Source organism: Geodermatophilus sp. SYSU D00698 (assembly GCF_054050335.1).
The window spans coordinates 90,382-105,540 of the sequence record NZ_JBJGZD010000001.1; the positions used below are offsets into that span (position 1 = coordinate 90,382).

14 protein-coding genes are annotated in these 15,159 nt (G+C 75.2%); 8 read left to right on the forward strand and 6 right to left on the reverse strand.

Going from position 1 to position 15,159, the window contains the following annotated elements; all coding sequences use genetic code 11:
- Positions 1 to 4: 4 nt before the first annotated feature.
- The 3 genes from ACI8AB_RS00450 to ACI8AB_RS00460 all read left to right on the forward strand — a co-directional run bounded on the left by ACI8AB_RS00450 (position 5) and on the right by ACI8AB_RS00460 (position 3,010).
- Positions 5 to 904 (forward strand): ATP-binding cassette domain-containing protein, encoded by a 900-nt coding sequence (locus ACI8AB_RS00450; RefSeq protein ID WP_456948517.1) that lies wholly within the window; start codon positions 5 to 7, stop codon positions 902 to 904.
- Positions 901 to 1,635 carry a hypothetical protein gene (locus tag ACI8AB_RS00455; RefSeq protein ID WP_456948518.1) on the forward strand — a complete coding sequence of 245 codons (735 nt, stop codon included), beginning with the start codon at positions 901 to 903 and terminating at the stop codon, positions 1,633 to 1,635. Before ACI8AB_RS00450 ends, ACI8AB_RS00455 begins: the two co-directional genes overlap by 4 nt.
- A 79-nt stretch (positions 1,636 to 1,714) precedes the next feature.
- Positions 1,715 to 3,010 (forward strand): alpha/beta fold hydrolase, encoded by a 1,296-nt coding sequence (locus tag ACI8AB_RS00460; RefSeq protein ID WP_456948519.1) that lies wholly within the window; start codon positions 1,715 to 1,717, stop codon positions 3,008 to 3,010.
- Between the two features lie 139 nt (positions 3,011 to 3,149).
- On the opposite strand, the gene ACI8AB_RS00465 is transcribed toward ACI8AB_RS00460, so the two are convergent.
- On the reverse strand, positions 3,150 to 4,172 hold the full coding sequence (locus ACI8AB_RS00465; protein WP_456948520.1) for an adenosine deaminase: 1,023 nt from the start codon (positions 4,170 to 4,172) through the stop codon (positions 3,150 to 3,152).
- A gap of 232 nt (positions 4,173 to 4,404) precedes the next feature.
- Between ACI8AB_RS00465 and ACI8AB_RS00470 the strand changes: the two genes are divergently transcribed.
- Complete coding sequence (locus tag ACI8AB_RS00470; RefSeq protein WP_456948521.1) at positions 4,405 to 4,593, forward strand: hypothetical protein; 189 nt, start codon at positions 4,405 to 4,407, stop codon at positions 4,591 to 4,593.
- 16 nt (positions 4,594 to 4,609) lie between these two features.
- Here the strand turns inward: ACI8AB_RS00470 and ACI8AB_RS00475 are convergent, their stop codons facing one another.
- Positions 4,610 to 5,434: a M55 family metallopeptidase gene (locus ACI8AB_RS00475; RefSeq protein ID WP_456948522.1), complete on the reverse strand. Its 825-nt coding sequence runs from the start codon at positions 5,432 to 5,434 to the stop codon at positions 4,610 to 4,612.
- Between the two features lie 82 nt (positions 5,435 to 5,516).
- Here ACI8AB_RS00475 and ACI8AB_RS00480 point away from each other — a divergent pair, with 82 nt between their 5' ends.
- Positions 5,517 to 6,407, forward strand: a complete 891-nt coding sequence (locus tag ACI8AB_RS00480; protein WP_456948523.1) for a YhjD/YihY/BrkB family envelope integrity protein — start codon at positions 5,517 to 5,519, stop codon at positions 6,405 to 6,407.
- 7 nt (positions 6,408 to 6,414) lie between these two features.
- Here the strand turns inward: ACI8AB_RS00480 and ACI8AB_RS00485 are convergent, their stop codons facing one another.
- From ACI8AB_RS00485 to ACI8AB_RS00500, 4 genes are all read right to left on the reverse strand, one after another.
- A complete protein-coding gene (locus ACI8AB_RS00485; protein WP_456948524.1) occupies positions 6,415 to 6,912 on the reverse strand; it encodes a DUF4396 domain-containing protein in 498 nt (165 codons plus the stop codon).
- 120 nt (positions 6,913 to 7,032) lie between these two features.
- Positions 7,033 to 8,034 carry a sigma-70 family RNA polymerase sigma factor gene (locus tag ACI8AB_RS00490; RefSeq protein ID WP_456948525.1) on the reverse strand — a complete coding sequence of 334 codons (1,002 nt, stop codon included), beginning with the start codon at positions 8,032 to 8,034 and terminating at the stop codon, positions 7,033 to 7,035.
- 160 nt (positions 8,035 to 8,194) lie between these two features.
- Positions 8,195 to 9,970, reverse strand: coding sequence for a bifunctional metallophosphatase/5'-nucleotidase (locus ACI8AB_RS00495; protein WP_456948526.1), 1,776 nt, complete (start codon positions 9,968 to 9,970; stop codon positions 8,195 to 8,197).
- 91 nt (positions 9,971 to 10,061) lie between these two features.
- Entirely contained in the window at positions 10,062 to 11,699 is a 1,638-nt protein-coding gene (locus tag ACI8AB_RS00500) for a hypothetical protein (RefSeq protein WP_456948527.1), read from the reverse strand.
- 222 nt (positions 11,700 to 11,921) lie between these two features.
- On the opposite strand from ACI8AB_RS00500, the gene ACI8AB_RS00505 reads away from it, so the two are divergent.
- The 3 genes from ACI8AB_RS00505 to ACI8AB_RS00515 are packed head-to-tail and all read left to right on the forward strand — an operon-like array spanning position 11,922 to position 15,157.
- Positions 11,922 to 13,211 (forward strand): sensor histidine kinase, encoded by a 1,290-nt coding sequence (locus ACI8AB_RS00505; RefSeq protein WP_456948528.1) that lies wholly within the window; start codon positions 11,922 to 11,924, stop codon positions 13,209 to 13,211.
- Positions 13,202 to 13,873, forward strand: a complete 672-nt coding sequence (locus ACI8AB_RS00510) for a response regulator (RefSeq protein ID WP_456902484.1) — start codon at positions 13,202 to 13,204, stop codon at positions 13,871 to 13,873. The genes ACI8AB_RS00505 and ACI8AB_RS00510 overlap by 10 nt, the downstream gene beginning before the upstream one ends.
- A 42-nt stretch (positions 13,874 to 13,915) precedes the next feature.
- Positions 13,916 to 15,157 carry a GNAT family N-acetyltransferase gene (locus ACI8AB_RS00515; protein WP_456948529.1) on the forward strand — a complete coding sequence of 414 codons (1,242 nt, stop codon included), beginning with the start codon at positions 13,916 to 13,918 and terminating at the stop codon, positions 15,155 to 15,157.
- Positions 15,158 to 15,159: the final 2 nt, after the last annotated feature.

The window sequence follows — 15,159 nt, forward strand, 5'->3', positions numbered from 1 at the left end:
CGCCATGGACGCCATCGCCGTGTCCGGACTCACCAAGTGCTTCCGGGCGGTCCGGGCGGTCGACGACCTGAGCTTCGTCGTCGGCGAGGGCACCATCACCGGCTTCGTGGGACCCAACGGCGCCGGGAAGACGACGACGTTGCGGGCCATCCTCGGCCTGACGCGACCGACGTCGGGCACCGCCCTGGTCGGCGGTCGGCCCTACGCCCAGCTGGACCGGCCACCGTTCGTGGTGGGCGCGGCGCTGGAGGCCGACGGGTTCCACCCACGGAGGACCGCCCGCGACCACCTGCGCGTCGTCGCACGACCCCACCGGATACCCCCGGGGCGCGTGGACGAGGTCCTCGACCAGGTGGACCTCACCGGAGCCGCGCGGCGGCGGGTGGGGGGCTTCTCCCTCGGCATGCGCCGGCGCCTGGCGCTGGCCGGGGCGCTGCTCGGGAACCCTCCGCTCCTCGTACTGGACGAGCCGGCCAATGGGCTGGACCCGGCCGGCGTCCACTGGCTCCGGGGGCTGCTCCGGGCGCGGGTCGAGCAGGGCGGCACGGTGCTGCTCTCCAGCCACCAGTTGGCCGAGCTCGCGCTGTCGGCCGACCACGTCGTGATCATCCGGAACGGCCGGCTGATCACCCAGGGCAGCCTCGCCGGCATCACCGGCTCGCAGGCGGCGGTCGTCCGTGTGCGCACCCCGCAGGCGTCGGTGCTGTACGAGGTGCTGGCAGCCCGGGGCATCGCCGCGCAGCTGCGTGAACCGGACGAGGTCATCGCCACCGGCGCGAGCACCCAGCAGGTCGGCCAGGCCGTCGCCGCCGCCGGCCTGGCCGTCTACGAGATGCAGGCCGAACGGCCCGACCTCGAGCACGTCTTCCTCCAGCTCACCGAGCAGGAGGTGCGCCGATCATGACCCGGCTCCTCGCGACCGAGACCCTCAAGCTCCGCACGCTCGTGCTGCCACTCGCCGTCCTGGTGGTCGGCGCGGTCGGCTCCGCCGCCATCGGCTACGCGGGCGTCCAGATCGCCGCCGGCAACGGCGGGACCCCGACGCTCGCCGAGCTCGCCGTCGCACCCAGCCGGCCACTGTGGTTCCTCGCCGTGATCGTCGCCGTGCTGGCCACGACCGGGGAGTTGCAGCACGGCACCGTCGTCGCCACGTTGCTGCAGGTGCCGCGGCGCGGACGCGTCCTGGTCGCCAAGGCCGCCGTCGCCGCCGGCTACGGAGCCGTCCTGGCCGCACTGGGCGCCGCGGTCGCGATGCTCACGGGAGCCGTGGCGGTCCTGGTCTCGGGAGGCCAGGTCACCGCCGGGTCCGGGCTGGTCCACGGCATCGCCGGAGGCGTGGTACTGGCGGGCCTGTGGGCCGTGCTGGCCGTCGGGCTGGGCGCCCTGGTGCGCAGCAGCACGGTCGCCCTGGTGGCCGTGCTGCTCTGGAAGTTCGCCGTCGAGGAGCTCATCCCGATCGTCACACGCACCCAGGAGGTGCAGCCCTGGCTGCCGAGCGGGGCGGCCGACGCGGTGCTCGATGGCGACGAGGCGTCGATCCTGTCCCCGGCCGCCGGTGGCCTGCTCTTCGCCGGCTACACCGCGGCCATCGTGCTGGCCGGGGCACTGACGTTCATCCGTCGCGAACCCGCCTGAACTCCCCGGCGGGCCGCCAGCGGTGCCGACCGACCCACGGGGGGCGACCCAGGACCGACCCGATCAAGGAGGTCCCGCCATGCGGAACAACGCCGCAGTCGCGGCCTGTGCGGTGGTCACCGCGCTCGCCGCAGCCTGCGCCGACTCGGAGGCATCCGGTCCGGAACAGGGAGCGGCTCGCTACTGCTCCGCCTTCGACGCCTACGCGCTGCACGGCTGCCGCCCGCAACACCGGCTGCCGGACGGCCCGCTCGGCGACCAGCTGGCCTGGGTCTTCGAGCAGCTCGGCGGCGGCGCCGCCAGTCTCACCGCCGGACAGGTCCGGGACCATCTCACGCCTGAACTGCAAACCGTGCAGCCACCGGAACAGCTCCTCGAGGCGTTCCGGACCGCGCTGTCCGACGTCGGCCCGGCCACGTTCACCGGCTTCGCGTACCCACCCCGCGCCGACCAGGCCATGGCGCTCGGCGACGCGGAGTCGGGGCAGCGGATCGCCGTGGCCCTCGGCGTCTCGGACGGTCTGATCGACCAGGTCTCGGCCAGCCCGGCACCACCCACCCTCGTCCCGGAGGGCGACCACGACGGCTGGCACGAGGTCGACGGCCGGCAGCTCTTCCTCCAGTGCACCGGCGACGGCAGTCCCACCGTCGTGTTCGACAACGGACTGGCCCACTTCTGGCACCCGCTCCAGCAGCGGCTGTCCGACCTCACCCGGGTCTGCAGCTACGACCCGGCCGGCCAGGCGGGGGCGGAAGGCCGCAGCGATCCGGCGCCGACGCCGCGCACGGCGGAGGACCGCGTGAACGACCTGCGGGCGCTGCTCGCGGCCGCCGGCGTGCCCGGGCCGTACGTGCTCGCCGGCGCGTCCAACGGCGGGTTGTTCGATCTGCTCTACGCCAGCCGCCACCCGGACGACGTCGCCGGCCTGGTGCTCATCGACGGCGTCCACCCCGCTACCCACGAGCGCACGACCGCGATCGTCGAGCAGTTCGTCCCGCCCGAGGAGTGGCCGGGACTACGGGCTGCGCTCTGCCGGATGGAGCCACGGGTGACCGATCCCGAGCAGATCGACATCTGCACCGCCGAGAACCAGACTGCGACGGCCCTCGCGGAGCGGCCGCTGCAGCCGATGCCGCTCTCGGTGCTCAGCCGGCGACCTGCGGAGTTCCCGCCCGGAAGCCTCGACGAGGCGCGCGAGGAGCTCTGGAGCGAGCAACAGGCAGAGCTGGCCGCGCTGGTGCCCGGCTCCCACCACGTCGTCTCCCCCACCAGCGACCACGACATCGCCGGCAGCCAGCCGCAACTGGTCGTGGACGAGGTCACCGCCGTGGTGACCGCCGTCCGCGCCGGCCGCACGGCGACGGACCCGACGTGACCACCTGACCTGTTCAGCCGGAGGCACGGTGTAGGGCGGACAACGCTCTGATCAGCCGAAGGGGACGCCGGGGAACTCAGCCTTCCCGGCTGGCCGTGCCGGTCGATCCCGGTCACCCACTCCACGCGCCACCGGAGGCTCAGGACCGGTGGGCGGCCACGGCGGCCAGGTGCCGCGCCTTGGCCTCCTCGGGCAGGAAGCTGGCCCGGAAGCTGTTCTCGGCCAGCCGCCGCCGGTGCTCCGGAGTGAGACCCAGCGCCCGCGTGACGGCGACGACGTTGTCGTGCAGGTACCCGCCGAAGTAGGCGGGGTCGTCGGAGTTCACCGTGACGGCGAGGCCCAGGGCGAGCATGCGGCGCAGCGGGTGCCCGGCCAGCCGGTCGACGCAGCGCAGCGCCACGTTCGACAGCGGGCACACGGTCAGCGGGATCTGCTCCTCGCGCAGCCGGGCCACCAGTCCGTCGTCCTCCAGGCTCCGGATGCCGTGGTCGATCCGTTCCACACCGAGCCGGTCCAGCGCCGCCCACACGTGGTCCGGCGGCCCCTCCTCACCGGCGTGCGCCACCCGGTGCAACCCCTCGCCGGCGGCACGGGCGAAGACCCGCTCGAACGGCGCAGCCGGGTGGCCGACCTCGGCGCTGTCGAGACCGACCCCGATGACCAGGTCCCGATACGGCAGCAGTCGCGGCAGCAGCGCCTCGGCCTCGGCCGGGTCGCGGTCCCGCAGGAAGCAGGCGATCAGCCGGGCGGTGATCCCGTACCGCTCCTCGGCGGCGCCCAACGCCTCGCCGAGGCCCTCCATGACGACCTCCAGCGGCACCCCGCGCGTCAGGTGCGCCTGAGGGTCGACGAAGACCTCGGCGTGCCGCACGCCCTGCGCCGACGCCCGGGCGAGGTATGCCCCGGCGAGGTCGGCGAAGTCCTGCGGCTGCCGGAGCACCGCGGAGAGCTCGTAGTACAGGTCGAGGAAGGACTGCAGGTCGCGGAAGGCGTAGGCGCGACGCAGCTCGACGAGACCGCGGAAGCGCAGCGGGATCCGGTTGCGGGCCGCCAGCGCGAGGGCCAGCTCCGGCTCCAGGGTCCCCTCGACGTGCACGTGCAGCTCGGCCGTGGGCAGCGGTGCCGGGTCGGTCCCCGCGCCCGGCGGGCTCGACGACGACATGACCGGCAACGTAGCGGGACCGGGAGGGCGACGGGTCCTCCCGGAGGGCGCCCCCGGGCCCCGGCCGGCGCCGGACGCGGAACGTGGGTTAACCGGAACACGCCGTCCGCGATCCCGGCGTTTGCGCCCGGATCGCAGGGCTACCGTTCTCCCGACGAGGGGTCCCTGGATCGAACAGCGCGCCCAGGTCCTCTCCCGTCCCCGGGCATCCCCGGGACCGGGAGGCGACACCGTGGAAGCCAGCGAGCGGGTCACGTGGGAGGACTGCCCGAACTGCCGGCGGCCGGCGGCCGTCGGGTGGGTCGACGGGCAGGCCGTGGAGTTCGACTGTCCGGGCGGCTGCCGTCCGAGCCAGGCGCAACTGGACGCCTTCGCCGCGCGGCGCGCCCGGCCGCCGGTGGTCTGGCTGACCCGCATCTAGCCCCGCCGGACGCCGCTCAGTCGGTGAACCCGCGGGTGAGCAGCACGACGGTGACGAACGTCCGGTAGAGGGCGACCGGGTCGTCGTCGGCGATCCGGACGTCGAGGGTCCCGGTGCGCTCGACCCCGACGACCCGGCAGGCCAGCTCGGCCAGGTCCGCGTTCCGGAAGGTGACCTCCAGCGTCGCCGGCAGCTCGATCGCCGGGAGGCCGGCGGCGGACAGGCCCCGCACGGCGGCGGCCGCCCGCTCGCGGATGAGCGCGCACGCCTCGGCCGGGTGCAGGCTCTCGGCCGCGAACCGGGTGACCGACCGCTTGACGACGGCGGTCTCGATCCCCGGGCACACCGCGCGCGCCTCCTCGGCCGTCGTCTCGTCGCCGGTGACCAGCACGACCGGCACGCCGTGGCCGAGGGCGACCAGCGCGTTGATGCCCGACTCCCCCACCTCGACGCCGTTCAGCCGCACGCGGGCGACCGCCGCCGGGTTGTAGGTGTGCGACAGCACCGAGGCCGGCCCGGACATCGAGCCGTGGTAGCTGACGAGGAAGACGGCGTCGAAGGAGCCGTCCAGCCCCTCCATCATGTACATCGGCTTGTGCCGGCCGGCGAGGTGGCGGGCGTTGCCGAGCAGCTCGCCGGGCCGCAGGTTCTGCATCGTCGAGTGCGAGTCGTTGACGAGGAACTCGGTGGCACCGGCGTCCATCGCGCCCGCGATCGCCGCGTTCACCTCGTCCTGCAGCAGCCGCCGGTAGTGCTCGTACTCCCCGCCCGGGCCGCGGCACTGCGCCCAGTCGACGACACCCGCGGTGCCCTCCATGTCCGACGACACGTAGATCTTCACGGGCCCCATCCTCGGCCGCGCCACCCGGGCTCATGCGGCCGGGACGATGCGCCTCCGTGCCGGCAGCGGTCAGCGTCGAACGGTGACGCAGGGGTCGGGCACGGTCACCGAACCGCCGGCGACGACGTTCCCGGGCCGGTGTGTCGCCGCCTTCCTGGACCAGCGCGGCGTCGACCGGGCCATGGCCGTCTCCGCCCAGGCGTTCACCGCGCTGATCCCGCTGCTCCTGCTCGTGTCCCTGCTGGCCCCGGGGGACGACGCGCCTCTGGTCGCCGAGATCGTGATCGACCGGTTCCGGCTGACCGGTGCGGCCGCCGCGGACGTGGAGAAGCTGTTCGCAGCAGCCGGGGACGCCGGCGTCGGCGTGCTCAGCGTCGTCCTGCTGGTGTTCTCCGGCGTCTCACTGGCGCGCCGGCTGCAGCGGATGTACGAGCAGGCCTGGCGCCTCCCGCAGCGCGCCGGCCTCCGCGGGTCGGTCGACGCGCTGCTGGGCATCGCCGCGCTGCTGCTCGAGATCGTGCTGCTGTCGTTCCTGCACGGGCTGGTGGCCCCCGGCTCCGTCCCGCGGGTGCTGGGCTGGACCGGCCACCTGGTGGCGAGCTGCCTGCTGTGGACCTCGACCCCCTGGTTGCTGCTCGGGGGCCGCCTCGCCTGGCGGCGACTGCTCCCCACGGGCGCCCTGGCGGCCGCCTGCTCGGCCCTCTACGCCGTGGCCACCGCGGTCTACATGCCCCTGCTCATGGAGTCCTACAGCCGCAGGTACGGCCTGTTCGGCGTGACGCTCGCGCTGGTGGGCTGGCTGCTCGCCGTCGCGGTCATCGTCGTGGTCACGACGGTCGTCGGTGCCGAGTTCGACCGCGCACCGGAGGCCTGGGCCCGGCGGCTGCGGGGCCGGTTCGGCCTGGGGTCGGCCCTGGTGACCGCAGGACCGTCCGGCCCGGTCGACGGCGGGCGGCCCGTGCACCGGCCGTGAGCGGCGGTCAGTGGCGGGCGTGGACGACGGCGTGGCCGAGGCCGCGCCCCATGAGCCAGCGGTTGACCGGCAGGGTGACGACGAACGCCACCGCCAGGGCGGCGGCCAGGGACAGCCAGAAGAACGCCGAGCCGACGCCGGCCTCCATCGCACCCGGGACGCCGACCAGGACGGCGTTGTCGACCAGCTCCATCACCGCGATCGAGACGGTGTCGGCCGCCAGCGCCACGCGCAGCGCCCGGCGGAACGTCAGGCCCGCGCGCAGGACACCGCGCATCGTCAGGGCGTAGCCGAAGACGAAGGCCAGCGCGACGGCCAGGGCGACCGTGGCCCAGGTGGACAGGCCCAGGCTGGTCCCGATGACCATCCCGAGGACCTCGCCGATGGCACAGCCGGTGAGGCAGTGCAGCGTGGCCTGCACCGCCGCGGCCCAGGGAACGGCGTTCCTCCCGGAGCCCGCGGGCCGGTCCGTGGTGGGCGTCCGGTGGACGTGGTCACTGTGCATGTCCCCTCCTCCGTGGATGCCGCCGTGTATACCCCCTGGGGGTACCTGGAGCAACCCCTCGACGCGCCGCCGCCTCCCGACCCGGGCGGGTGGGAGGCGGCGGTGGAGGAGGGCGGGGGGTCAGCCGGCGGCGGGCGCCGCGTCCGGGGTGAGCGGCAGGCCGAGCCGGGCGAACAGGTCGTTGTCGAGGTCGAGGAAGCTGGTGATGTGCCGGATCCGGCCGTCCTCGATCTCCAGGACGTGCAGCGCCCAGGGGGTGTGGCCGCCCTCGTCCGTGGGGCGCCACTGCGCGACCGCCGGGCTGCCGTTGGCCTCGGTGAGCAGCAGCCGGGAGTTCCGGCAGCCGCTACCCGGGCCGAGCATCCAGGTGCCGATGTCGGCGGCGCTGCCCAGCCACATCTCGAACGGCGGCATGTGCTGGGTGGCGTCCTCGTGCAGCAGGGCGACGAAGGCGTCGATGTCGTACCGCTCGAAGGCGTCCAGGTAGCGGTCCAGCAGCTCGCGGTGGTCGGCGTCCAGCGGCCGCTCCTCCGGGGTGCCGCCCATGGCCGCCAGCGTGGCGCGGGCCCGCTGCAGGGCACTGTTGACCGAGGCGACGGTGGTCTCGAGCAGGGCGGCGACCTCGTCGGCGTGCCAGCGCAGCACGTCGCGCAGCAGGAGGACGGCGCGCTGCCGCGGCGGCAGGTGCTGCAGCGCCGCCACGAAGGCCAGCCGCACCGACTCGCGCGCCACCGCACGCTCGGCCGGGTCGCCGTCCTCGGGCAGGACCGCGCGGTCGAGGACCGGCTCGACCCAGGCATCGGCCGGCCGCTTGGCGGCCAGGGACGCCTCCACCGGCGACCACGGCGAGCCGGAGAGGTCCATGGGCAGGGCCCGGCGCTGCCGCCCGGAGAGCTGGTCGAGGCAGACGTTGGTGGCGATCCGGTACAGCCAGGAGCGCAGCGAGGAACGGCCCTCGAACGAGCCGAAGCTCTTCCACGCCCGCACCAGCGTCTCCTGCACCGCGTCGTCGGCGTCGAACGACGACCCCAGCATCCGGTAGCAGTAGCCGGTCAGCTCCCGCCGGTGCTCGAGCAGTCGCGGGTCGAGCTCGTCGGACACCCCGGTCAGCACGCTGGTCACGCGGACCACCTCTCCTCGGTCGCCATCCCCGTCGACGGGCGGTAGTCCACCACGGAGGACCGACGGAACGGGAGTCCCCGGCGGGCTGACCGTCCCGGACGCCGACCGCCCCGCCGGAGGGCTCCGGCGGGGCGGTCGGGTGTGAGGTGGGGCGGGTGCGTCAGGACACCAGCGGCTGCCCGTTCACCACCAGCTGCCAGTTGTCGACCGCGAAGTCGGCCGGGTCGATCTCACCGGACGCCTGTGCACTGTCGATGAGCAGCTGCCGGATCTCCAGCTGCTGGTCGTAGACCACCGGAGCGGCTGCGACGTGCGGGAAGCCGCCGCCGCCCGAGCGCCGGTAGTTGTTCACCGCGACCACGAAGACGTCGTCGGCCTCGACCGCCGAGCCGTCCGGGTGCTGCAGGCGGGTGATGCGCTCGCCCACCGGCTCGGCCACGTCGATGTCGTAGGAGACCCCGGACAGGACGTCGTAGTTGTAGTCCGGCGTCCCGTTGACCCCGGCGATCGTCGTGGGGTCCACCGCCGGGTCGGACGTCTGCGAGAAGTACTTCGCGGAGTGCTCGAGGTAGGCGCGGATCTCGGCGCCGGTCATCTGCACCGCCTGCAGCGTGTTGTCGTAGACGTAGAGCCCGGCGATGTCGCGGATGGTCACCTCGCCCTCCGGGAAGACGGCGTCCCGGCTGAACGGCGCGGCGATCGACAGCACCGGCAGGTCCGCGTACTGCGTGCCCTCCAGGGCGGCGTCGACGGTGTCGGTCTGCACGTCCTGGATGAAGTCGAGGATCGCGGTGTCCTCGTACCGGCTGGTCACGGCCGAGAGCTCCTCGGTGGAGGTCGCGACCACCTGGTTGACGTAGCCGACCGTCGTCCGGTGTGCCTCGTCGGTCGCGGCGAGCACCTCCGGGTCCTCGGGGTACGCGTCGGTGCGCAGCGCCGTGGCCGCGGTGCTGACGACGTCCCACTGGCCGCGGACCTTCTCGAGCCCGATGTCGACCTGGGACACCGTGGCGCCCCAGCGGTAGGGCTGGGTGAGCAGCACGCCGTCGCCGGTGACCTCGTTCTCGACCACCTGACTCGGGGCGTTCCGGTGGGTGTGGCCGACGACCATGGCGTCGATGCCGGGGACCGTCCGGGCGATGACGTCGGTCGGGTTCTCGGTGGGGGCCTGCGACTCGTCGTAGGACGACGTGCCGCCCACGCCGGCGTGCGACAGCACCACGACGACGTCGGCCTGCTCGTCGACGATCGGCACCCAGCGCTCCGCCGCCTCGACCATGTCCTCGAACTCGACGCGGCCCTCGACGTTGCCGCGGTCCCAGATCGCCGAGCCCGGCGTGGTCAGGCCGAGGATGCCCACGGTGACCGGCTTGTGGCCGGGGACGTGCATCCGCTGCAGCGTGTAGGGCGGCAGGTGGGGCTCACCGGTCGCGGCGTCGACGACGTTGGCGCCGAGCACCGGGTGGTCGACGTCGTCGGCGTAGGCCTGCAGGAGGTCCAGGCCGTAGTTGAACTCGTGGTTGCCGACGACCTGGGCGTCGTAGCCGACGGCGTCGTAGGCAGCGGCCATCGGGTGCTCGGCGCCGGTCCCGGTGACCGGCTCCTGCCGCGCGTAGTAGTAGCTCAGCGGCGTGCCCTGCAGGAAGTCGCCGTTGTCGACGACCAGGACGCTCTCCTCGCCGCGCGCGGCACGCACGTTGTCGACGACCGAGCCGACCCGGGCCAGGCCCGTGGCGAAGCGCGCCGACTCGGTGTAGGGCGCGTCCTTGAAGTAGTCCCAGTCCTGCACCCGACCGTGCAGGTCGGTGGTGGCCAACAGGGTGAGGTCGAGCTCGTCGGTGGCCGCTGCCGCCGGGGCGGCCGCCGCGGGCGTCGCCGCCCCGGCGGTCACCGCGAGTGCGGCCGCGACCGCGGCCCAGTACCTGCGTCGCTGCATGTGTGCGTGGTCCCCTCGGTGTGCCGCCCGTGCGTCCCGGGCGCGGGGCGACGCTAACTCCCGGGGGTGACCGCTTCGTCACACAGGGGGACTACTGGTAGGTGACGAGCTGGGGTCGCGGGGAGACCTGCGCGATCGTCTGCTCGGGCGTGAGCATCGGCGAGTCCTCGTCGTAGAAGTTCTTCCAGCCCCAGGCCAGCCCCTCGGGGCCGATGCCGTGCAGCACCCGCCACGTGTCCTGCTTGCTCCCCTGCGGGCCCTGCCCGTCGGCGTGCACCATGACGGCGACCTCGTCGCGGGACAGGTCGACCTGCTCGCGGCCGGGGATCATGTCCACCCGGAACTGGTGCAGCACGAGCAGCTTCTGCGGCAGCCGGTTCTCGCGGGTGAGGTCGGCCAGCCAGGTCACCACCCGGTTCACCTCGTCGATGCCGACCGAGCCGATCTGCGTGAGGTGCACCTGGTTCGGCGCCAGCCGCCACTCGGGGTCCAGCGCCAGCCCGACGTGCGGCAGCTCCAGCAGCGGCCGGTACAGCTCGGCCTGGGTGACGAAGTCGGTGCGCCCGGGCTGCAGGTCCAGGACGACGTAGAGGCCGGCCTCCCCCGCGGCCTCCACCCACGGGCGGATCTGCTCCAGCGGCGCCTCGTAGGAGTAGTCGTTGCCGTCGGTCGGGAACTCCGAGGCCACCGTCGCGATGATCTCGAAGGCCGGGACGACGGTGGCGTCGGGGACCAGCGACTCGTAGGGCGCGGCGTGGTCGCGGGCCCGCTGGACGCTCGCCTGCACGTCCTGCTCGCCGAGCACGCCGAGCGCGCCGGTGCCCGGGTGGCCGTAGAGCGCCACCATGAAGTGCTGCGGGAACAGCGTCTGCCCGCCGCCGGGCAGCTGGGTGCCGGTCGCCGCGGTCTCCACCTTCCAGTCCAGGCCGTCCTCCGCGCCGAACCCCGCGCCCAGGGCGACGACGGTCTCCGCGCCGGACACCGCCTCGACCGCGTCGGCCGACCCCCGCGGGTCGGTCTGCCCGCCGGTCACCTGCACGCGCGCGCCGGCAGCCCGGGCGGTGGCGACGCCGGCCAGCGACCCCGGGTCGCCGTCGGCCAGGACGACGGTGCCCTCGAGCGGCTCGGCGCGGGTGACCGCGGGCAGCTCGCCGTCGGCCTCGCCCTCGGCCGCGGCTCCGTCCTCCTCGGGGCGCAGGGCCGCGGGTCGGTCGGGGTCGAGCGCCGCGACGGCGGCTGCCTCGCCGTCGGCCGGCACCGGGTCGGCGTCGGCGAGGTCGAGGCGTGTGGCGGCGGCGACCGCCTCGGCACCGGCCGGGACGCCGACGACGTCGGCGTCGCCGGGTGCGGTGTCGGCGCCCACGGCGAGGACCGTGCGCGCGCCCAGCCGGCCGATCTCCTCGGCGACGGCAGCGTCGGCGTCCTCGCCCTCGGGGTCCAGCAGCAGCGGCACGCCCAGGCCGACCGCGGCCGAGGCGCCGAGCAGGGTCGCCGCCCGGTCGCCCTCGGGGGCGACGACGACCACGCCGGCCCCGTCGAACAGCGCGCGGCTGGCGCTGACGGCCGATGCCGCGGGCTCGGCGTCGGCGACGACGGTCAGCCGCTGGTCCGGTGCGGAGGTCGCGACCGGGGTGGTGCCGCCCCCGTCCTCCTCCGCGGCGGTGGACGCCGTGCAGCCGGCGGCCAGCAGGAGCGCGCTGAGCGCGACGGGTACCGACCTCGGGTGCACGGGCGACCTCCGTCCAGCCGGGCACGCGGCCGCGCGGGGGCACGGCGCCGTCGGCGCGCTCGGGATCGCGCCCGACACTAGCCAGGACGCTGGACACCGGCCCGCCGTGACCGGGAGCATCGCCGGCGACATGAGCAGCGCAGCGGGTGTCGGGCCAGCCCGACAGCGGATCGACCGGCTGACGGGATCGGCCGGGCGCCCCCGCGCCAGCAGGCTCGCTGCATGACCACCGACACCCTCGTGATGCCCTCCGCGACCGCCGCCCCACCGCACGCCGGCCTCCTGCGCCGGCTGCTCGTCGACTCCGGCTACGCGCTGCTGTCGCTGCCGGTCGGGATCGCCGCCTTCGTCGTCGCCGTGACCGGCGTCGCCGTCGGCGTCGGCACCGTGGTGATCTGGGTCGGCCTCGCCGTCCTCGCGCTCACCCTGCTCGCCGCCCGCGGGTTCGCCGCGCTCGAGCGGGCGCAGCTGCCCGCGGTGCTGGGCCACCCGGTCCCCCGCCCGGCCTACCTGACCCCCGACGGCGGCCGGGTGCGCCGGCTGCTGACCCCGCTGCGCGACCCGCAGTCCTGGCTCGACGTGCTGCACGCCGTCGCCCGGTTCCCGCTCGCCGTCCTGGCCTTCGTCGTCACGGTCACGTTCTGGGCGCTCGCGCTCGGCGGGATCACCTACGGGCTGTGGGACTGGGCGCTGCCGCAGGAGGGCAACGAGGACCTGTTCGAGCTGCTCGGCTTCGACGGCGGCACCCCGCTGCGGATCGTCGGCTACACGGCGATCGGCCTGGTCGCCGCGGCCGTGCTCCCCTTCGCCGTCCGGGCGGTCGCGCTGCTGCAGGCGCAGCTCGGCCGGGTGGTGCTCACCTCCCGCGCCGCCGCCCAGGCCGAGATCGGCCGGCTCTCCCGCGGCCGCGACGCCGCCGTCGCCGCCGAGGCGGTGGCGCTGCGCCGGCTGGAGCGCGACATCCACGACGGCCCGCAGCAGCACCTCGTCCGCCTGGGCATGGACCTCTCCCGCGCCCAGCGCCAGCTCGAGCGCGACCCCGCCGCCGCCCGCACGACGCTCGCCGAGGCCGGCGTCCTCGCCAAGGAGGCGCTGGAGGAGCTGCGGGCGCTGTCCCGCGGCATCGCCCCGCCGGTGCTCGCCGACCGCGGTCTCCCCGCGGCGCTGGCCGCGCTGGCCGCCCGCTCGCCGGTGCCGGTGGAGCTCGCCGTCGACCTGCCCGACGAGCGGCCGGCGCCGGTCACGGAGAACACCGCCTACTTCGTCGTCAGCGAGGCGCTGGCCAACGTGGCCAAGCACAGCGGGGCCGGCGTGTGCCGGGTCGAGGTGCGGCGGGCCGGCGACGTGCTGCGGGTCGTCGTCGAGGACGACGGCGAGGGCGGGGCGCTGCTGGTGCCCGGGCACGGCCTGGCCGGGCTCGCCGACCGGCTGCGCGCCGTCGACGGCGTGCTGACCGTCGACAGCCCGCGCGGCGGCCCGACCCGGACCACCGCCGAGCTGCCGTGGGCCTGACCCCGGACGGCCGGCCGCTGCGGGTGGTGCTCGCCGAGGACTCGGTCCTGCTCCGCGAGGGGCTGGTCCGGCTGCTCGAGGAGGCGGGCACCACCGTGGTGGCCGCGGTCGGCGACGGCCCGTCGCTGGTGCGCGCCGTGGGCGAGCACCGGCCCGACGTGGCCGTCGTCGACGTGCGGATGCCGCCCACGCACACCGACGAGGGGCTGCGCGCCGCCGTCGAGGTGCGCCGGGCGGTGCCCGGGACGGCGGTGCTGGTGCTGTCGCAGTACGTCGAGGTGGCCTACGCCGACGAGCTGCTCGCCGACGGCCGCGGCGGCGCCGGCTACCTGCTCAAGGACCGGGTGACCGACCTCGACCAGCTGCTCTCCGCGCTCGCCGAGGTGGTGGCCGGCGGCACCGTGCTCGACCCGCAGGTGGTCGCCCAGCTGTTCGCCCGCCGCCGCGCCGACGACCCGGTGCGCCGGCTCACCCCGCGCGAGCGCGAGGTGCTCGGGCTGATCGCCGAGGGCCACTCCAACACCGCGATCGCCCGGCAGCTGGTGGTCACCCCGGGCGCGGTGGAGAAGCACACCCAGCGGATCTTCGCCAAGCTCGGCCTCGCGCCCGACGAGGACCGCAACAGCCGGGTCATGGCGACCCTGGCCTACCTCCGCGGCTGAACGCGGTCGCGGGCCGCCGTCCCCGCCCGGTAGACACCAGGGGTGACCGATCCCGCCGACCTCCGCCCCGTCACCGCCGAGGAGTGGCCCGCCTTCAGCCGGGCGATGCTCGAGGTCTTCGGCGACGACCCGATCGGCGACTTCACCGAGCGGGTCCCGCCGACGGCGGAGCTGGACCGGTCGCTGTCGCTGTGGGCCGGCGACGGGCGGGTCGCCGCCACCGGCGGCATCTACAGCCGGCAGGTGACCGTGCCCGGCGCCGTCGTCCCGTGCGCGGGCGTCACCTGGGTGACCGTCTCCCCCACCCACCGCCGCCGGGGCGTGCTGACCGCGATGATGCGCCGCCAGCTCACCGAACTGCACGAGCAGCAGGGCGAGCCGCTGGCCGCGCTGTGGGCCTCCGAGGGCTCGATCTACGGCCGCTTCGGCTACGCGCCCGCGACGCAGCGCGGGAACCTGCGCGGCTCCACCCGCGACATGGCCTTCCGCCCCGGCGTCGACCTGGGCACCGGCACGGTGGCCCCGGCCGACCCCGAGGCGTGGCGGGCCGGCGCCGCGCGGGTGCACGAGGCGCTGCGCCGCTGGGTGCCCGGCACGTTCGAGCGCGACGGGCGCTGGTGGGAGCGCGCGCTGCGCGAACCGGCCGAGCGCCGCGGCGGCGCCGGCGCCCGCCGGTACGTGCTGCACACCGAGGCCGACGGCGAGGTCACCGGCTTCGCCGCGTTCCGCGTGCGCACCCGGTGGACCGACGACGGCCTGGCCGACGGCACGGTCGTCGTCGAGGACGTGCGGGCGCGCAGCACCCCCGGCTACGCGGCGCTGTGGCGGTACCTGCTCGACCTGGACCTCGTGCGGACCGTGGAGGCCGGCTACGCGCCCGCCGACGACCCGCTGCGCCACCTGCTGGCCGACCCGCGCGCGCTGCAGGTGCGCCCGCTGGACGGGCTGTGGCTGCGGCTGGTCGACGTCGGCCGGGCGCTGGCCGCGCGCCGCTACCCGGCGCCGATCGACATGGTCCTCGAGGTGCGCGACCGGTTCTGCCCGTGGAACGACGGCCGCTGGTGGCTGCGCGGTCACCCGGCAGGGGCGTTCTGCGCCCCCACCGACGGCGACCCCGACCTGGTCGTCGACGTCGAGGCGCTGGCCGCGGCCTACCTGGGCGGGGTCTCGCTGGGCACGCTGCAGGCGGCCGGCCGGGTCACCGAGGTCAGCCCCGGCGCGGTCACCCAGGCCGCGACGGCGTTCTCCTGGCCCGTGAGCCCGTTCTGCCCGGACCAGTTCTGATC

What these genes read in the sequence shown, in the direction of transcription:
- ACI8AB_RS00505 (WP_456948528.1), top strand. Translation starts at nt 11,922, where the DNA reads ATGACCACCGACACCCTCGTGATGCCCTCCGCGACCGCCGCCCCACCG.
- ACI8AB_RS00485 (WP_456948524.1), bottom strand. Translation starts at nt 6,912, where the DNA reads ATGCACAGTGACCACGTCCACCGGACGCCCACCACGGACCGGCCCGCG.
- ACI8AB_RS00450 (WP_456948517.1), top strand. Translation starts at nt 5, where the DNA reads ATGGACGCCATCGCCGTGTCCGGACTCACCAAGTGCTTCCGGGCGGTC.
- ACI8AB_RS00460 (WP_456948519.1), top strand. Translation starts at nt 1,715, where the DNA reads ATGCGGAACAACGCCGCAGTCGCGGCCTGTGCGGTGGTCACCGCGCTC.
- ACI8AB_RS00465 (WP_456948520.1), bottom strand. Translation starts at nt 4,172, where the DNA reads ATGTCGTCGTCGAGCCCGCCGGGCGCGGGGACCGACCCGGCACCGCTG.
- ACI8AB_RS00495 (WP_456948526.1), bottom strand. Translation starts at nt 9,970, where the DNA reads ATGCAGCGACGCAGGTACTGGGCCGCGGTCGCGGCCGCACTCGCGGTG.
- ACI8AB_RS00455 (WP_456948518.1), top strand. Translation starts at nt 901, where the DNA reads ATGACCCGGCTCCTCGCGACCGAGACCCTCAAGCTCCGCACGCTCGTG.